Source organism: Metabacillus sp. GQ13 (assembly GCF_059758525.1).
The window spans coordinates 81,928-97,728 of record NZ_JCAXET010000015.1; the positions used below are offsets into that span (position 1 = coordinate 81,928).

The following is a 15,801-nucleotide window of genomic DNA, read 5'->3' on the forward strand; positions in this document are numbered from 1 at the left end:
CTTAACAACCTTCAAATCTGTTTATACCAAAATTTTCGGGAAACGTTTATCTTCAGTCGAGAAAAGATCATTAAAAAGTGAATGTGCTTAAACATATACTTGATTAAAATGATCGGAATTCAGCTCGCCTGACCCGCTTTTAACTTGAGAAATCCCTTTAGCTAATTCAAAATCAATCCTTATCTTCGATTGTTGATAAAGGCTTGGCTTAAAAACAAGTCCAGGGAAAGTAGTGCATATATATTCTTTTAATTCCAGCATTTATTGTCTCCGATATAATGCCAATTGTTTAGTTCGATCAGTATTAGTTTCCTGGCCTTTCATTTAAAACCCAAGGAATTCGAGCTTCGAATTGTATTTGCAAAACAGGCCGAGGAAAATCATCGTGTACAAATAGTATCTCTTTTTCAAATCCAAACGTGTAGTTTTTCATTTCATATGTATGATGATCATCCCATTCGGAATCTGTACAAAACTCTCCTTCTACTAATTTACCTACGATATGATAACTCCCTATATATAAACGTACTCCATCTTCCACTTCACCAAATTCAGATAAATGACTTGGTTTTTTAGGATCAATTCCCAACACAGCAAATATCTCCATGACAGTCTGATCTATTTCCGAACACGTATCCATGTAATTTTCGCAGTATAAACAATCGCAAAGCTCAATATTTCCCCTATAGAATTCCTTTGTTTTTTCTACATCAACTTCTACTAACCAGTTCATCAGCCTAATTTGTTTCACTCTATTCCCTCACTCGAAGTCTTATCCTTATTTTGATATGGATACAATACTTCATCAACCCATTTCTGGAACATTGCATACGCTTCTTCATCCGTTTTCACATTACCAATATATCCGCCCTTAAACGTTTCACAATGGTATCCGTTGTTAACAAATAGTTCTTGCCTATCACGATCCGTTACAAAGTCCTCAAAGAATAAATCCATCGAGTCATCCTGCCTTTCCCAAGCAATCGCTTCAACATATGGAGTGTATTCATCCTTATAATTATCTACATGCAAATGATTTCCTGTATAATTTACCGCACCAAAATACAGTTGAGTATTCATGTACTCCGCTCCTATTTCGTTGTTTAGTCGTTACTTAATCCGTTTTGCATTTGTATAATGTTTTGCGCTGGTTGAGGGAATGAATTTAATTTTATATGTATCGTCAATTCCTTGTTTCAATTCTTCCAATAAAACGACTCCAATTTGATTGAATTCAGCTTCCATTTCAAGCCCATTAGGAAGCAATTTATCGCTATCCCAATCGATCCACTCCCCATATTTTGTTGCCCAATTAGACAATTCCTCCGCTAATTCTGCTGGAATTGGAACGTCTTCTATGTCAAGGTTGCAACCACAGCTAGTACACCAAATCGGATCTGCTCCTACGTCTCCCTCTAATTTCAAACTATTTGATACGCCACTATCACAACAACAAATCAAGTGTCTCACCTCTATCCGATTAATTTTCTTTATTAAAATCCCTCATAAGATCCACCATGTAAAGACAATCATCGTCTCTCTTTGATATATTTTTCAAGAGTCCCATACGAGAATCATCCATTCGAATGAATACAGTATCAATCGCCAAGGAATTCAATGATTAATCCACCTTCTTCAACCAAGGCATTCCAACTCATCCTGTATGGTATGCAAAATTAATGTTACTCATTTTCTGAACTTCTATATCCTTCCTTTTCTAGCAGGTGTCTTTCAATTGAACTATTAATCTCCACTTATGCATCTAAATGTCATACATTCGTACTTTTTAATTCCCACCTCATAGTTTTCTGCTTTTTTCTCCTGACTTAATGATTATATTCATGGATGTTGCACTACCACTCTCAACATGGTTTTCTATATTCGAAACATTTATATCGGTCTTGATTTTTACAATTTTTCTCTCATTACCCTTTAGCTTCACCTCTAATGGAGTATTATTGTTCATGAGTGATACCATCTGTACGTCATCTTCGAAATAATACTTTTCATAGAATTCGATAGAGAATTCCACATCATTTCTACTGTAATTTTCAAAAGGTAGCTCACATTCCCCATGTAATATTGATTCATCAATCATATCAAAATGACAATTACTCTGATCACTCTCATAGGAAACAGCGTAAATACCTGTTGCTAATGTTTTTTGAAAAGAACTAGCAATCATCGGTGGTGTGAAAATAGCAACTATAATAGCAAGCAAAACAACACGCCCATGATATTTTTTTACCGATTTGGTAAGGATATATAAACTTGTAATCAATAAAACTAGTGAAGTCATTCCTACATACTGCAATCCATTAGCAGATTGAACAGGTATATTCAATACCGATACTACTGTCTCACCATAAGGACTTTCGTGTGGAAAAGGAAAATTTATTGCCATAGATGCAATAAAAGGAATGAGAGCAAGATATACCATTCTTTTACTTTTTATCATAAAATTCATCCTCATTTATCAATTATCTTGCTATATATTGTGACAATTTTTATTTTCAAGGTTAATAAGAAGGTTTATAAATTCAATCCGTATCTGTATCTGTATCAATCACAAAATCTATCCTTTTATTGTAATCATAGGGTAATTCCTCAAAATTATTTTGCTGACAAATAATTTCTGGAATCTTTCGAATATCAGAAGTGAGTTCTTTTGCTTGTATATACATTTGAATTAATTCCTGTTTAGAACATTTTTTACCTGATAGTAAAACTTGGTGAAAGCAACCATCAATTGCTACTATCATTCATACATTCTCCTTATTAACCGCATAATAGATGTTTCCATTAATATTTCTCAATTCGTACTACCATTTTTTCAGGAATCTCTATTTGGTTGATATCAAATTTATTGAGTTGTAGTGTTAATTCGCCTACTCGCTTATCACCTTCTTCACCTACCCAACAGCTATACAATTCAAAGAAGTCCCCTTTATCAAGATAACTGTCCATGATTTTACAAAGTTCGATTAGCTTCTCTTTCGATTCGGCACAGATTCTATTGTTCGTGTGTTCTGAAATCTCAATTCCCCAATCACTTGATACCTCATAAACAAAAGGCGTAGTGAATTGATACTTCTTTACATTTTGCCGGTTATACACATCCGAGAAACAAGGGCCGATAATAATTAAATATTCTGAATCTTTATCACTTAGCGGTATTTCTACATTACATCCTATATAGCTTGCTAAACTCATTTCAATTTTCTCCTTTTCTCCTTTTCTCCTCTTAATTAAGATGTTTCACTATTCATCTACGAAATACTAACTATTTTGGTCTCACTTTTTTCAACTATTTAACTGATAGCAAAAAAGGTGTCTCCACTTATAGTAGAAACACCAGCTTTATAAGAGGTACTTTTTAAATAATGTTAATAATAAATACGATCGTAACAATGAATAACGCTATAGTAACAGTCCACCATTTTATTTTTACCTTTTTTAACAATCGGTCGATAACAAAAAATAGGATAGCTGTAATAAGACCAAATTCTCTAAACAGTCCACCGAAAAGGCAATGTGCTAAAAAGGATACAATTTCACTGGTACGTGTTGACTTGAAAATCCTTTTACATACCAAATCACTAATGAGAGAAGTAATTACTCCATATGTTACGACAAGCATAAAGTCTAAATAATATAAAGTTAGAAATCCATCAAAGCCCAAAGCTACGGAAATAATTAGTGTAAATAGTAAACTACTAAGAATTGCAGTTAGTATCTTTCTCTTTAAAATATTTGCATTCACCCCATTAAAATAATCGAAAGTAGATAGGCAGGATTCACTTTTGCACTTTCAATTATCTAATTTTTGACATCTATACATATTATAAAGATAGTGAGTATAGATTTGCCAACAAAAAGCGAATATTTTTAATAAAACCTCAAGCCGTTTATTATTAAACAAGTCTACTATGATGCCTGAAGATTAAGGGGTGCTATTACATTATTAATCTCCAAGCTTTAAAGTACTATCCAAAATTAATAAACTCACCTCTTCATACTATAGTGAATTTTTTCAATGTAATTTTTTGCTTCTTAATTATACTCTTCTGTATCCTAAGCTATGACAGACACTATGGGAGTTGATAAACCTTCATATTTTATTGTTTTTTTGAGTCGCTTTTTAAATTGGGTTTGTAGAGGCGATACGATTTTCGGTCTTGCAACAGTAAAAAGGCATAGTTGTTGTTATAATGTCCCTATTGAATTAAGGTATTACCGAATCGGGGTAAGGCTCTCGAATCAGATTGATTTTTCAACTTCTGTATATTACTTAATTTTTTTCAGCCATTTACCGATTTCATCAAGCAAATCACTATCGATGGACTGATTTAATTGTGATTTATATTCTTTCATTTGACCAAGCATTGTGTGTTGACCTTTATATTTTCGTAAAAAATGGTTCATATCAGAAAGAATATACCATTGAACTTCCCCTTTAACCAATTCAGGGATGTGCTCGACGTCCTCTGGTGGTACTTGAACATCTTTTGCCCCTGAAATAGCTAAAATAGGACAGTTCACTTCATTAAAATAATGGCAAACATTATAGGATAAAGTCTCTCTCAAACATTTAGCGTTTATTTTTACACCTTGAACTCTCATTACTGCCTTATCAGATTCGGCAACCTTTGTAAGTATTTTCTCGTTTTGCTTCCTTGCTTTTTCTGCTACTTTGAATGTTCTAAAAAGTAAACCCTTAATACCCCTTGTTTGATTCATTTCAGCATAAGCTTTTTCATTTTGCCTAGCTAACAATTCTCTAGAAGGTTTAGCTGCACCAGCAAGTAAAATCAATCCAGAAACAGGTGCTTTTTTATAAACCGCTGGGGTAATAAGTGCACCTTCACTATGACCTAAGATGAATATCTTTTCGTTATCCACTTTCGGATGGATTTTTAAAAAGTTTACACATTCTGTAGCATCATCGATTAAGTCGTATAACCCGGTTTCAAGGTAGTTTCCTCCACTTTGATAAGTTCCTCTTTTATCATATCTCAGTGTCACAAAACCATTTGATGTTAAAAAATGTGCTAGTTCTTTATATAAATTCATTTCCATTTTATTCATATTACCATCTCGATCCCATTTACCTGATCCTGATATGATTAACACCGCAGGGGAATTCTTTCTAGCTTCGTTGGGGAACGTTAATGTTCCACTTAATGGATAAGTGGCTTGAATGGTTACTTCACTGCTCTTATTCATTTTCGGCTCCCCTTTCGTTTTCGGGTATGATTATATTTGAAATCATTTTCCTTTTTCTCTTTAATGAAGGAGGATTTTTTATGTATTTTCCATACACCTTACCTATATCTTTGGCAAAATCGAGAAACTCTTCATCTGAAAGATGCAATGCAACTTGACTATAGCTAACCCCATCTCGTTGAAAATCAATATCATCCTTTTGCAAATAGTTTTCTAAGTTTTTTGTTAGTTGAGCAGTGAAAATCATAAAATATTGGAGGTGTTCTTCTTTTGTAAGTTCCTTTAATTCATTGTTTGTCATGTTCACAGCAGAAATATTTAAAGAATATTTTTTTTCTACCGTTCCACGAATTGGATTTTCTTCCGTTATGATTAAAACCTCTGCTTTCACAAGTGCATCTAATTGTCTATACAAAGATGCTTGTGGAATATCTTTCAATTCCTTATACAACTTTTTCGCAGTTTTGCTTTGTCCATCAAGGAAAACTTGGATTATTTTAAAACGAACTGGATGAAGAATTGTTTCTAATTTATTCATAATTGCTGACTCCCTTATTATCATTTTTTATAATATTATCAAAAATGATAATAAAGAGCAAACTTATCTTTTATACAATGTTTTCTTCTTGATACAGATATGTTAGGGCTTATAATTATCGCTACCTACTATCTAACTGACAATAAAAATAAGTTAAAACGAAAAAATAGGATTTAGCTTAAACGCTAAAACCCTATTTTAGGAATTATTCGATTACTCTTACTTTCACTTGCTTTTTCCCCCATGTTAAAGCATCCTCTTCATTTGCTATAAACACATCAATTTCATTGCCATCTATAGCTCCACCGGTATCAGCAGCAATAGCTTGTCCGTACCCTTCAACTTCAACTATTGATCCTAAAGGAATAACATTAGGGTCGACTGCAATTACTTTCCCATCATCATATGTATTTAAATTTATTCCCATTCTCGTTGTTCCAGAACATCCCTCACAGCTTGCTGTATAAGCTGTACTAGAAACAGTTAATTCCTTTACATTTTGACTAACTTGATTTTCTCGTTCATACAATTTCGTAAATGTCCTTGGACCAGCAATGCCATCAATGGTTAAACCTTTTTGCTTTTGAAAAGCAGAAACAGCAAGCTTCGTCCCGTTGCCATATATCCCATCAACTGATGAAGTATATACTCCCCATGCCTTTAACAAACGTTGTAAATTCGCGACAGGTTTACCGATATCTCCATTCCGAAGTACCTTTATTTTCTGATTTGTTTGATGACCTGCAATTCCATCGATCTTTATTCTCGATTGTTCCTGAAATTGTTTCACCGATGCTTCTGTAATCGGACCGAAGTAGCCTGTAGCCTCGTGATATGGAAAGACTCCTTTTGCCATTAATAGTTCTTGTAGCTCCTTTACATCACTATGACTCATACCTTTAGCAAGTGTGCGATCACCCACTGTTGCTTCACCTTTGATTGGGATCATAACTCCTATTATGAATACAAGAGCTGTGATCACAGTATACAATTTTCTATTCATGTTTTTTTCCTCCTCGTCTATTACTACCACTAGACTATTCGTGATTCTATTAATCTTGTAGGGATAGAGAAGGAAAACAAATCTAAGGTACTAGATTATTGTAAGGTTATGTAATATATCGTTGCAATTGTTAAATCCTTCCTTTTTTATAGTGGTTTTGGTGCAAATTCTACTAGACACCTTGCAATTAATCTCTAAAATCGAATACAAGAATACCTGGATCTTGTTTATAACAATGAACAAGTATCGGTTATGCAAGGGAATAAACAGGGAAAAGAATCGAATTTTGCTACTGGCCTCCATATAAAATGTTAAAAACTGAAAAATAAACACAAGTAAACAAAAAAGGAGCCTCAAATAGGCACCTTATTTACGGAATATGGAGAAAAGCCTCCCCCAATTTTCTTTAGGCTTTTGTATCGTTTCTTCTAATCGATTATTAAAATCATTTTGTGAACGCCATTCTTTTTTCTGTTCGTCTCGCATATTTTGTATTTCTTTTTGTAAGAATTCACTTTTTTGCTTTTCTTGTTGTAACAATGTTTCGTAATGGACCTTTTGTTGTTCAGTTATCTTTTCAAGTTTAGCATGAGTTTTTTGCGCTGAATTTCCAATACTAGATCCTATAATATGATGATCTTGCTGGAGCCGGGAAACCGTTGTTTTAAGCTGAGATATATCGTTTGTCAGTTGGACATTCATTTCACGTGTGGCTGCAAGTTCATTGGATAAAAATGTTAAAAACTCTTTTAATTGATTAGGATCGCGGGGTAAATTGTCATATGTATCGGATGTCGCAATCTCTGTTTCATTGGATCCTTCTAATCTTTCCTTTTGTAGATACACAAGGTCTTTAGCTGTATCGTCTAGGGGCTTGTCCGTATCGCGTAACGCTATAAGCGCTTTGATGTCGGATTGAACAAAGATACGCCTATCACCATCTTTTAAAAATTCATATCCATTTCGCTCTAGAATTTGGCCATACTTTCGAACAGTGGGTGTCGCAATCCCCACTTCTTCTGCCACTTCCTTTGAAGTAAAAGCTCGTTCATTTGTTTGTATATCATTTCGCATATCGGACCTCCTTTCTATTAAATATGAAGGTTTTTTCATAAATTCGCAAGATATATCGCCCCACGATACGAAACACTTCTAACATGACGATCTTGTTGGAGCTTAAAACCGTTGTTTTAAGCTGAGATATATCGGTTATCAGTTGGACATTCATTTCATCTCACTACGAGTTCATTAGATAAAAATGTTAAGAGCTCTTTTATTAGATTGGGATTGTGGGGTGAATTGTCATATGTATCGGATATCGCTATCTCTGTTTTATTGGTTCCTTTTAATCTTTCCTTTTGATGATACACATGGTCTCTATGTATCGCGTGACGCTATAAGCACTTAGCAATTCGATGTCGGATTGAACAGATAGCCTATCGTCATCTAATTTCATATTCCATTTCTCTCTTAGATTTGGATATACTTTCGAATAGTGTGTGTTGCATGCAAACTCCACTTCTTTGGAAGAGAAAGCTCGTTCATTTGATTGTAGATCTTTTCGCATATCGGACCTCCTTTTCTATTAAATATGAATTTTTTTATGAATTCGGAAGCTATATCGCCTGGCGATACGAAACGATACACTTAAACTTGATGATCTTGCTGGGGCTGACACACACCATTTGTTGTCAGTTGGATATTTATTCCATTTTCCTATGAGCATCATTAGCTAAAAACGTTAAGATCTCTCTTAACAGATTGAGATTGTGGGGTGAATTGTCGTATGTATCAGGTATCGCTACCTCTGTTTCATTTGTTCCTTCGGATCTTAAGCTGTATCGCCTATGGGCTTGTCCGTATCGCGTGACGCTATATGCGCTTCGATGTCGGATTGAACAAAAAGATGACCTATCCCCATCTTTTTAAAACTCATATTCGATTTCTCTATTAGATTTACCCAACTTCTCGAACAGTAAGGTTTCATGCAAACACCACTTCTTCTGCAACTTCCTTGGAAGAGAAGCTCGTTCATTTGATTGTATATCATTTCGCATATCCATATCGCATATCCGACCTCCTATTCTATTTAATATGGAATTTTTCAATGCATACGGAAGCTATATCGCCCAGTGATACACTCACAAAAAAGCCCTCAGCCTCTTTCTTAACGAATTCTATTAAGGATGACGCTTATTTTTGATCGAGGTTGCCAAGTTCCTTAACTCCCATCTAATCCAGCATGCCTTTTTGTCTTGTTTGATAGTTGGGATTTTGACGGTTGTCCTTCTTGGACAATCGTTCAAACTGCAGGGTAATATTCAAGGTATCAAATTATGTAGTTACCTCTCCTGCTTTCTTTTTCCCAGCTAATCCAAATTCAAGTATCGATCTACCTTCAGGAAGAGGCAGACATTAAATCAAGTTGTCACTTCCTTAATCAGCAGATGATAACCTAAAAGCCTTACTCAAGATCACAGCAAAAAAACCATCTATTCTACCCTCGACGTTTCATAAAAGGAAAGAAGGATATTCTCATAAAATAGGAAAAAAGAACAACCACACAATCTGGTTGCTCAGGAGCTACACGCATTTCGAAAAATTTGGTTGGTAACATAGGCACCCTACAGCTACACCTTCCCTCCAACAACAGCAACATTCTGCCTTTCAACACCAAAACCCTGCCCATTCCACTTCAATACAGTCTCGACAAATCCAAGTCCATCAGCATTATACCTCCCCGCTATCCGCTGATAGGCTTCAAGCTCATACGTCCCATCCCGATTAAAGTCAATTGGATACAAGCCAGATAAAGGATTCACCCATCCTTGGATCGGTTCCTTCAACTGACCGTTCGCATTATAAATTTCAGATAAATACTCCTTCCCCTTATAAGTAAGATCAAGAACATACTTTTCTCTTAAGTTATGACTGATAACATTTGCTTTGTAGTCATTTTCGTAGTTCACATCATATTGATATTTTTCATTAAATTGATCTGAAGTAAAAATCTCCTTCAACTCACCACTTATAGAAGTAAAGATAAACGCATAAATTGCACCGCCACTTCCGCCTGTATCAATGACTACTAAGATATCATCCACTTTGTCCCCAGTGAAATCACCAAGGAACAGGGTCGGGTTATAGCCTGCGTTTTCCTTCAATGGTGTTTCCATGTATTGGCCCGTTTTCCCATTTTGGCTGACAAGCGTGATATTTTGCCAAAAAGGACTATCAGGTGTTTTGTTTGCGGTAAGAAACACCTTGTCGATGATTCCGTCACCGTCAATATCACCATGCTCTAAAGCCACAATTGTTTTCTGTTGAGATGTTTCTCGATACACATGAGACTGAAGCCATGCTTGCATAGTTAAAAGTTGTTGTTTTGAAGAGTCTCTATTTGGTAATGATAATGCCTTAGAAATTGTGTGAAGTGCTTCTTGTGTATATCCCGCTCTTGCTTGTGTATCCGCTAATTGGTACCAATAGAAGGGATCATTTGTTTCCTGAATTTTCACCTTGTAGTAATCCATTGCATGACTAAAATAATTTGAGTTCACTATCCTCACCTGCCTCTTTCCATTATCTACAATATAGAATTATATGCAGCGAGGATTTTGTACCATGACAGGGGACAGGTTTTTGTCCCTCTGAAAGCCTAATAATAATTGAGTCAAAATACATAAGTTAGACAGTTTAATTGATTCTTAAAATATCAATAACCTAACCATTTAAAAAGCTTCAGGGAAAAAAATAGCATGACAATACAATAGGAATATCCTCGTGTTAGTCAAATGGCGAGTTTCTACCTCGTGAGATGTTAAGCAGAGTTCTTCAAAGCAGGTTCCGTATCAAATACGGCACACTAATTTTATTCAAGTATAGTGGATTTGCATCCCAATTCTTTCAAACCAATAAGACAACCTGATTTTCGATTTGTTGTTATGGTGGACCTGTTTTACTATAGGCTAGAGAACGCCTTCCAGAATCCTTTTATTTAGTGTGGTCAAAAAAATCTCAACAGTTATCGATAATACCCAAAAAATACAAGTGCCTTTTTACTTATCATCACTATAACTTTTAGGCTAATTAACTTATAATTATAGTACAAAGGATTTATCGAAAAGGTTGGAGATAAATGTTTCTTCTGAAAGATGAACTTGATATTAATGACATAGCTTTTGAATCGATATTATTATTGGCAGTTGGCGTAATTATGATTTTCTTTTGGAAATTGTATTTCGTAAATCGCGGAGAAAGAAAATGGTTAATAGCATTTATAGGAATAAACATTTTCTCTCTTGGTTCCTTTTTTGACTTATTGAGTGAATTTTTTAATGTTCCTGATGCATTTGATAATCTCCTAAGTAAAGGTTTGATAGTAGTGGGAATATCTATGTTTTCATATGGTATGGTCAATATCATCCGCTATCTTATTCAGACGACTAATACAGATACCCAAACTCAACTTTTCACAAAACAATATTTCCTTACTATCCTTGAACAAGAGCTTAAAATTGCTAAACAAGATAACCATTCTTTTTCTATTATATTCTTGGATTTAAATGGGTTTAAGCAAATTAATGATACCCTTGGGCATAAGATTGGAGACATTGTATTGCGTGAAGTCGCAATGCAAATTAAAGGTCAAACAAGAATGAGTGATGTAGTAGCAAGATATGGTGGGGATGAATTTATCATTTTGTTACCGCAAACTGATAAATTTCATTCAGAGCATATGTTAAAAAGGATAAAAAAGGCTGTATCTAACACAGAAATACATCTCGGTTATCAACTAGGTATTAGTGGAGGTATATCCATGTTTCCGAAAGACAGCCATTCTCTTTTAGAATTAATTAATCTTGCAGATAAAAGAATGTATCAAGATAAAGCAGAAATAAAGTTAAAGGTATTTAGTAAATAAGCGAAAATGCAATTTTTTTACAAATGAGGATTAGCTTGAACCCTCTCATCATGTTTATTGTTTGTTCCTTAAGCTAAAAAACGAATGCGCGATGGTGTAGTTGTAGAATTAGATTAAATTGCTACTTAAACTTTTGAAATTCCTCATATCATTTAATTTCTTTAAGTGACAACTGCTAATAAGCGAAATGAACGCTCAAGAAAGCATGCCTTTTTCTTATTACTTATATAGATTCTACGGTCAAAATTAATTATTTTCATTATAAACGGGTTTTTCTTCTAAGAATATAAAAAAACCGAATATTGGTCACTTTTTTATAAGTGTCCAATATTCGGGTTATAGTTCAAATAGTGTAGATTCTTTTCTACATACTTATTTTTTATAGTTATCACCAGTAGACGAAATCACCCCTGTTTACTCTTAATGAATGAATAATACATAGCGAGGTTTTTAATTGGACCCAAGCACTAACTACATGTCACTATTCCTTTACGGAACCGACCACAATACCTGTGATAAAATATTTCTGTAATATTGGATAGATTAATAATAATGGAATAGTAGAAATGACGATTTTTGCAGCGTTTAAATTTTTATTTGAAACTTCCATTATATTTTCCAATTGATTTGAGTTTGCACCTGCTTTTAACATATCTTGAATATCAATTGATAATGACTGAATATAAGTCATTAAAGGGTAATTGCTAACCTTCGTCATGTAAATTAATCCTGAAAAAAAGTCATTCCAGTTTCCAACAATACTAAATAAGGCAACCGTAGCTAGTGCTGGTAATGCGATAGGAATATAAACCTTTATTAATACTTGCCATGGGTTAGCACCGTCCATAATAGCTGCTTCTTCTAACGATTTGGGTACACCTATGAAGAAATTCATTACCAAAATAATGCTAAAAATCTGGACTGCTCCGGGTAATACCAAGGACCATATTGTATTTAGGAGATCTAAGTTTTTCACGACTAAATAAGTAGGAATCATGCCTCCATTAAACAACATCGCAAAAATAATAAGATTCATATATATATTTCTACCTCTAAAATTTCTTTTAGATTTAGAAAGTGGATATGCCATTAAGACAATTATTATCATATTAATAATAAGTGAAAGAATCACTCGTTGAATGGATATAGAAAATGAGCGCCAAAATTGTCCATCTTCCATGATCATCGTATATGCCTTTGTTGTAAAATTTATAGGTGTTAAACCTACGGCATTTGCCGCAACCGCCTCACTACTACTAAAAGAAATAGCAACAATGTTCCACAATGGCAGGAGACAGATTAATCCTAATAATATAACGATTGCATATATGAATACCTTACCTAATCTACCCGAAAATGTTTTATCCTGTACCACAACCCCTCTACCTCCTTAGAATAACTTTCGATCTGTGTATTTTTTAGCAGCATTGTTTGCTGATAATATTAAAACTAATCCTATTAATGATTTAAATAAACCAACTGCTGTACCAAAGCTATATTCACGGCCAATTAACCCAATTCGATATACATAGGTATCCAGTATGTCTCCTGTCTCATAAACCATGGGTGAATACAGGTTGTAGATTTGATCAAAACCAGCATTCAAGATATTAGGGAGACTTAGAATAGCCAATAGAAGGATTATAGGCAACATGCCAGGTAGTGTTATGTGCAAAACTCTTTTCCACCAATTGGCTCCATCAATCCCTGCTGCTTCATGAAGCCCTGGGTCTATCGCAGTTATTGCAGCTAAGTATACAATGGAATTAAATCCAAATTCCTTCCAAACATCTGTACCAATAATTAACGGTTGAAATAGCTTATTACTTCCAAGAAAGTTCAGCTTTTCAAACCCTAAAAAGGTTAAAATTTGATTCACAGTTCCATCAAGATTAAACATATTCAACACAACAGATGCCAATACAACCCATGATAAAAAATGAGGTAAATAGACAACGGTTTGAATTGATTTTTTTAACAGTTTAATCCTAACTTCATTTAATAAAATTGAGAATACAATTGCCATTAAAGTTCCTAAGACTATTTTCCCAAGTGCGATTACAATTGTATTTGAAAATATTTGACCGATATCAGGTAATGAGAACATATAAGTAAAATGATCAAATCCAACAAATTCAGAACCTAACAATCCTTTAGCGGGAATATAATCTTGAAAAGCCATGATGATCCCAAACATTGGGATATAACTGAAAATGAATAGAAAGATCATCCCAGGCAACAGCATAAGATGATACGAGGCTTCAATTTTAGTCAACTTTCTTCCTTTTATCTTTTGATGGATGGGCTCTATACTTGTATTTGCATGATCTATCGGTTTCATAATGAATGATTTTCCCTCCTTAATGAATAAGGACTGCTAAGCAGCCCTTATTCATTACTCCTCTTCTGCAATTATTGCTTCGATTTCAGCGATGATTTCATCTCCACCTTGACTTTTCCAATTTGATACAAAGGTATCAAAATATTCTAGAGGCTCAGCACCTGTTACAATTTTAATGAAGTCTTCTTCTTCTAATTTAAGAAGGTTCGCTCCTTTTTTCTCTAATGTCTCCGTATTTCCAAAGTACACTGGATTTACCCAATTAAATTTATTCTCTTTTGTAAGTTTATCGATCAAACCCATCCCTTTCACTCGAGAGTGATATTTTGACCAATCTGATGTATCAGCATCATTAGGATTTTCGGTATATTTTATTATACTGGTTGCTGCATCTCTTGCTTCAGATGAAGCGATTTCCCCCATCTCAATCTCACCGTTTACTGCACCCTTTATATTCGAATAGTCAAATAATAAATTATCTGATTTTAACACTTCGATATTAAACGGTCTCGTTGAACCATCAACACCAAGTTCTTTGTATTCTGCAACTTCTGGATAATCAGTTTCTAAGTCTTTTGAATTTGCTAACTCGTCATAGAAGAGATTCAAAATCTCAATAGCTAATTCTGGATGTTCATAGTCTTTTCTGACAACGATAAAGGCACCAGTTGGGTTCGAGTGAGCAACGTTTACTTTTCCATTTTCATCTTCTAATGCATAAGCTTCGAAAACTGCATTCTTATCCATTTCTCTTACAGTTGATAATCCCCAGTCCGGAATATGCCATGGACCAGTAACTATACCTGTTTGTCCATTTGTTACAAGGGCCATTATGTCATCCCACGTTCTAGTTCCAAACTGTGGATCAAGAATCCCTTCCTTATACCAATCAGTCAAGACACCTAGTGCTTGCTTAGTTCCCTCTGTTATTGAGCCATTCGTAATATTTCCATTTTCATCTTCTAACCAAAATCGAGGATAAGCATTAAATATTCCAGCAATTGATGTCATATTAAGGGCAGAGCCTCCATAGCTTCCAGAATTTAACCAGTAAGCCATAGGGATTCCGATAGGATTGCCCGTTTCCCCAGGATCATTTTCTATGAAAGCCTTTGCAGTTTTTTCTAATTCATCTAATGTGATGAGACGATCACCATCACTATCAATTTCTAATCCTAACTTTTCCGTCCAGTCTTTTCTAATCCAAATCATATTAGGAGCTTCATCTCCAATTGTTGCTGGTAGCGCCATTAGTCGCTCGTCGAATGATGCATCTTCTAAACTTCGTCCATCATAAGAATCATATATGTCTTTGATGTAATCGCTGCCATTTTTATCATAAACATCCGTCAAATCTGCTATTAAGCCATTCTCAACTAACTCTTTCAATTCTTCTCTTGAATCGACTCGCATCATATCAGGTAGTTCTCCAGAAGAGATAGCAAGTGCAACCTGTCTCGTATAATCTTCTCCTTCACCTTCAAATGCATTTTCTATTTTCGCACCTAATTTCTCTTCTACAAGACGGATATAGGCATTATCCTCATAGGTATCACCTTCAGGTAATTTTGAATTAGCTGACGTTACTCGCCCCATTTTAATGATCTTTTCTCCATTCTCTGATGCCGAATCCGCTGCATTGGATGGCTCTTTTTCTACACATGCCACTAAAGAAAATGTCATAATAGATGCCATAGATAGCATGGTAATCCTCTTAAATAATGAGTTGTTCTTCATTGTTCTCCCCCTCGTATATCCCTTTTTGTTTA

19 protein-coding genes are annotated in these 15,801 nt (G+C 34.6%); 1 reads left to right on the plus strand and 18 read right to left on the minus strand.

Annotation, left to right across the window (positions count from 1 at the left end):
• Nucleotides 1-87 precede the first annotated feature (87 nt).
• The 15 genes from AC6CHR_RS18340 to AC6CHR_RS18410 form a co-directional block, all read right to left on the minus strand.
• Nucleotides 88-261 carry a hypothetical protein gene (locus AC6CHR_RS18340; RefSeq protein WP_498250456.1) on the minus strand — a complete coding sequence of 58 codons (174 nt, stop codon included), beginning with the start codon at nucleotides 259-261 and terminating at the stop codon, nucleotides 88-90.
• A gap of 43 nt (nucleotides 262-304) precedes the next feature.
• Nucleotides 305-751, minus strand: coding sequence for a hypothetical protein (locus tag AC6CHR_RS18345; protein WP_498250457.1), 447 nt, complete (start codon nucleotides 749-751; stop codon nucleotides 305-307).
• The gene (locus AC6CHR_RS18350; RefSeq protein ID WP_498250458.1) at nucleotides 748-1,080 is read right to left on the minus strand and encodes a hypothetical protein; all 333 of its coding nucleotides are present in this window, start codon (nucleotides 1,078-1,080) and stop codon (nucleotides 748-750) included. Before AC6CHR_RS18350 ends, AC6CHR_RS18345 begins: the two co-directional genes overlap by 4 nt.
• A gap of 30 nt (nucleotides 1,081-1,110) precedes the next feature.
• Nucleotides 1,111-1,470, minus strand: a complete 360-nt coding sequence (locus AC6CHR_RS18355) for an immunity protein CdiI family protein (RefSeq protein ID WP_498250459.1) — start codon at nucleotides 1,468-1,470, stop codon at nucleotides 1,111-1,113.
• A 10-nt stretch (nucleotides 1,471-1,480) separates the two neighbouring features.
• The gene (locus AC6CHR_RS18360; protein ID WP_498250460.1) at nucleotides 1,481-1,618 is read right to left on the minus strand and encodes a hypothetical protein; all 138 of its coding nucleotides are present in this window, start codon (nucleotides 1,616-1,618) and stop codon (nucleotides 1,481-1,483) included.
• Nucleotides 1,619-1,798: 180 nt separating this feature from the next.
• Nucleotides 1,799-2,458: a hypothetical protein gene (locus AC6CHR_RS18365; RefSeq protein ID WP_498250461.1), complete on the minus strand. Its 660-nt coding sequence runs from the start codon at nucleotides 2,456-2,458 to the stop codon at nucleotides 1,799-1,801.
• A gap of 82 nt (nucleotides 2,459-2,540) precedes the next feature.
• Nucleotides 2,541-2,762 (minus strand): hypothetical protein, encoded by a 222-nt coding sequence (locus tag AC6CHR_RS18370; RefSeq protein ID WP_498250462.1) that lies wholly within the window; start codon nucleotides 2,760-2,762, stop codon nucleotides 2,541-2,543.
• A gap of 40 nt (nucleotides 2,763-2,802) precedes the next feature.
• Nucleotides 2,803-3,213 (minus strand): hypothetical protein, encoded by a 411-nt coding sequence (locus tag AC6CHR_RS18375; protein ID WP_498250463.1) that lies wholly within the window; start codon nucleotides 3,211-3,213, stop codon nucleotides 2,803-2,805.
• A gap of 163 nt (nucleotides 3,214-3,376) precedes the next feature.
• Nucleotides 3,377-3,763, minus strand: a complete 387-nt coding sequence (locus AC6CHR_RS18380; protein ID WP_498250464.1) for a hypothetical protein — start codon at nucleotides 3,761-3,763, stop codon at nucleotides 3,377-3,379.
• Between the two features lie 524 nt (nucleotides 3,764-4,287).
• Nucleotides 4,288-5,226 (minus strand): alpha/beta hydrolase, encoded by a 939-nt coding sequence (locus tag AC6CHR_RS18385; RefSeq protein ID WP_498250465.1) that lies wholly within the window; start codon nucleotides 5,224-5,226, stop codon nucleotides 4,288-4,290.
• Nucleotides 5,219-5,764: a helix-turn-helix domain-containing protein gene (locus AC6CHR_RS18390; protein ID WP_498250466.1), complete on the minus strand. Its 546-nt coding sequence runs from the start codon at nucleotides 5,762-5,764 to the stop codon at nucleotides 5,219-5,221. The genes AC6CHR_RS18385 and AC6CHR_RS18390 overlap by 8 nt, the downstream gene beginning before the upstream one ends.
• 205 nt (nucleotides 5,765-5,969) lie before the next feature.
• Nucleotides 5,970-6,767, minus strand: coding sequence for a peptidoglycan-binding protein (locus AC6CHR_RS18395; protein WP_498250467.1), 798 nt, complete (start codon nucleotides 6,765-6,767; stop codon nucleotides 5,970-5,972).
• A gap of 366 nt (nucleotides 6,768-7,133) precedes the next feature.
• Nucleotides 7,134-7,841 carry a hypothetical protein gene (locus AC6CHR_RS18400; protein WP_498250468.1) on the minus strand — a complete coding sequence of 236 codons (708 nt, stop codon included), beginning with the start codon at nucleotides 7,839-7,841 and terminating at the stop codon, nucleotides 7,134-7,136.
• 271 nt (nucleotides 7,842-8,112) lie between these two features.
• Nucleotides 8,113-8,334 (minus strand): hypothetical protein, encoded by a 222-nt coding sequence (locus AC6CHR_RS18405; protein ID WP_498250469.1) that lies wholly within the window; start codon nucleotides 8,332-8,334, stop codon nucleotides 8,113-8,115.
• A gap of 1,063 nt (nucleotides 8,335-9,397) precedes the next feature.
• Complete coding sequence (locus AC6CHR_RS18410; protein WP_498250500.1) at nucleotides 9,398-10,135, minus strand: YybI family spore inner coat protein; 738 nt, start codon at nucleotides 10,133-10,135, stop codon at nucleotides 9,398-9,400.
• Between the two features lie 770 nt (nucleotides 10,136-10,905).
• On the opposite strand from AC6CHR_RS18410, the gene AC6CHR_RS18415 reads away from it, so the two are divergent.
• Complete coding sequence (locus AC6CHR_RS18415) at nucleotides 10,906-11,691, plus strand: GGDEF domain-containing protein (RefSeq protein ID WP_498250470.1); 786 nt, start codon at nucleotides 10,906-10,908, stop codon at nucleotides 11,689-11,691.
• Between the two features lie 481 nt (nucleotides 11,692-12,172).
• Here AC6CHR_RS18415 and AC6CHR_RS18420 read toward each other — a convergent pair whose 3' ends face one another.
• The 3 genes from AC6CHR_RS18420 to AC6CHR_RS18430 all read right to left on the minus strand — a co-directional run bounded on the left by AC6CHR_RS18420 (nucleotide 12,173) and on the right by AC6CHR_RS18430 (nucleotide 15,769).
• Complete coding sequence (locus tag AC6CHR_RS18420; RefSeq protein ID WP_498250471.1) at nucleotides 12,173-13,066, minus strand: carbohydrate ABC transporter permease; 894 nt, start codon at nucleotides 13,064-13,066, stop codon at nucleotides 12,173-12,175.
• Between the two features lie 15 nt (nucleotides 13,067-13,081).
• Nucleotides 13,082-13,936, minus strand: a complete 855-nt coding sequence (locus tag AC6CHR_RS18425) for an ABC transporter permease (RefSeq protein ID WP_498250501.1) — start codon at nucleotides 13,934-13,936, stop codon at nucleotides 13,082-13,084.
• A gap of 150 nt (nucleotides 13,937-14,086) precedes the next feature.
• On the minus strand, nucleotides 14,087-15,769 hold the full coding sequence (locus AC6CHR_RS18430; protein WP_498250472.1) for an extracellular solute-binding protein: 1,683 nt from the start codon (nucleotides 15,767-15,769) through the stop codon (nucleotides 14,087-14,089).
• Nucleotides 15,770-15,801 lie beyond the last annotated feature (32 nt).

Coding starts and splice junctions, on each gene's coding strand:
- AC6CHR_RS18340 (WP_498250456.1), bottom strand. CDS start 261: ATGCTGGAATTAAAAGAATATATATGCACTACTTTCCCTGGACTTGTT.
- AC6CHR_RS18350 (WP_498250458.1), bottom strand. CDS start 1,080: ATGAATACTCAACTGTATTTTGGTGCGGTAAATTATACAGGAAATCAT.
- AC6CHR_RS18365 (WP_498250461.1), bottom strand. CDS start 2,458: ATGATAAAAAGTAAAAGAATGGTATATCTTGCTCTCATTCCTTTTATT.
- AC6CHR_RS18370 (WP_498250462.1), bottom strand. CDS start 2,762: ATGATAGTAGCAATTGATGGTTGCTTTCACCAAGTTTTACTATCAGGT.
- AC6CHR_RS18375 (WP_498250463.1), bottom strand. CDS start 3,213: ATGAGTTTAGCAAGCTATATAGGATGTAATGTAGAAATACCGCTAAGT.
- AC6CHR_RS18385 (WP_498250465.1), bottom strand. CDS start 5,226: ATGAATAAGAGCAGTGAAGTAACCATTCAAGCCACTTATCCATTAAGT.
- AC6CHR_RS18390 (WP_498250466.1), bottom strand. CDS start 5,764: ATGAATAAATTAGAAACAATTCTTCATCCAGTTCGTTTTAAAATAATC.
- AC6CHR_RS18395 (WP_498250467.1), bottom strand. CDS start 6,767: ATGAATAGAAAATTGTATACTGTGATCACAGCTCTTGTATTCATAATA.
- AC6CHR_RS18400 (WP_498250468.1), bottom strand. CDS start 7,841: ATGCGAAATGATATACAAACAAATGAACGAGCTTTTACTTCAAAGGAA.
- AC6CHR_RS18405 (WP_498250469.1), bottom strand. CDS start 8,334: ATGCGAAAAGATCTACAATCAAATGAACGAGCTTTCTCTTCCAAAGAA.
- AC6CHR_RS18410 (WP_498250500.1), bottom strand. CDS start 10,135: ATGCAAGCATGGCTTCAGTCTCATGTGTATCGAGAAACATCTCAACAG.
- AC6CHR_RS18415 (WP_498250470.1), top strand. CDS start 10,906: ATGTTTCTTCTGAAAGATGAACTTGATATTAATGACATAGCTTTTGAA.
- AC6CHR_RS18425 (WP_498250501.1), bottom strand. CDS start 13,936: ATGCTGTTGCCTGGGATGATCTTTCTATTCATTTTCAGTTATATCCCA.
- AC6CHR_RS18430 (WP_498250472.1), bottom strand. CDS start 15,769: ATGAAGAACAACTCATTATTTAAGAGGATTACCATGCTATCTATGGCA.